Source organism: Streptococcus oralis (genome assembly GCF_001075875.1).
GTDB classification, from domain to species: domain Bacteria; phylum Bacillota; class Bacilli; order Lactobacillales; family Streptococcaceae; genus Streptococcus; species Streptococcus oralis_I.
This window is the reverse complement of the sequence record NZ_JUOS01000210.1, coordinates 1-768: the sequence shown is the minus strand read 5'-3', so window position 1 is coordinate 768 and position 768 is coordinate 1. Positions and strand designations below refer to the sequence as shown.

Genomic DNA, 768 nt, shown 5'->3' with positions numbered 1-768 from the left:
GCTGGGAGAGCATCTGCCTTACAAGCAGAGGGTCAGCGGTTCGATCCCGTTAACTCCCATAGGTCCCGTAGTGTAGCGGTTATCACGTCGCCCTGTCACGGCGAAGATCGCGGGTTCGATTCCCGTCGGGACCGTTTAAGATAACGTAAGTTATTTTAGACTCGTTAGCTCAGTTGGTAGAGCAATTGACTTTTAATCAATGGGTCACTGGTTCGAGCCCAGTACGGGTCATCATTGCGGGTTTGGCGGAATTGGCAGACGCACCAGATTTAGGATCTGGCGCTTAACGGCGTGGGGGTTCAAGTCCCTTAACCCGCATAATAGAAATAAGCCGGCTTAGCTCAGTTGGTAGAGCATCTGATTTGTAATCAGAGGGTCGCGTGTTCAAGTCATGTAGCCGGCATTTTTTTAATATAACCAAGAGGTCGATGCGAACGTAGTTCAGTGGTAGAACACCACCTTGCCAAGGTGGGGGTCGCGGGTTCGAATCCCGTCGTTCGCTTAGAGAGGCCGGGGTGGCGGAACTGGCAGACGCACAGGACTTAAAATCCTGCGATTGGTAACGATCGTACCGGTTCGATCCCGGTCCTCGGCATATAAAGAGCACCCTTAGCTCAACTGGATAGAGTACCTGACTACGAATCAGGCGGTTAGAGGTTCGACTCCTCTAGGGTGCATTTTTTCTATTTAACTCGGGAAGTAGCTCAGCTTGGTAGAGTACTTGGTTTGGGACCAAGGTGTCGCAGGTTCGAATCCTGTCTTCCCGAT

At 51.4% G+C, this 768-nt stretch carries 8 tRNA genes; all 8 read left to right on the top strand.

Annotation, left to right across the window (positions count from 1 at the left end):
• Positions 1-61 precede the first annotated feature (61 nt).
• Positions 62-134 (top strand) — tRNA-Asp (locus tag ADM33_RS10620).
• Between the two features lie 24 nt (positions 135-158).
• Positions 159-231 (top strand) — tRNA-Lys (locus ADM33_RS10615).
• Between the two features lie 5 nt (positions 232-236).
• Positions 237-318, top strand: a tRNA-Leu gene (locus tag ADM33_RS10610).
• Between the two features lie 12 nt (positions 319-330).
• Positions 331-403, top strand: a tRNA-Thr gene (locus ADM33_RS10605).
• A gap of 27 nt (positions 404-430) precedes the next feature.
• Positions 431-502: transfer RNA gene (locus ADM33_RS10600), tRNA-Gly, on the top strand.
• A 7-nt stretch (positions 503-509) separates the two neighbouring features.
• Positions 510-595, top strand: a tRNA-Leu gene (locus ADM33_RS10595).
• Between the two features lie 8 nt (positions 596-603).
• Positions 604-677, top strand: a tRNA-Arg gene (locus ADM33_RS10590).
• Positions 678-693: 16 nt separating this feature from the next.
• Positions 694-767, top strand: a tRNA-Pro gene (locus tag ADM33_RS10585).
• Position 768: the final 1 nt, after the last annotated feature.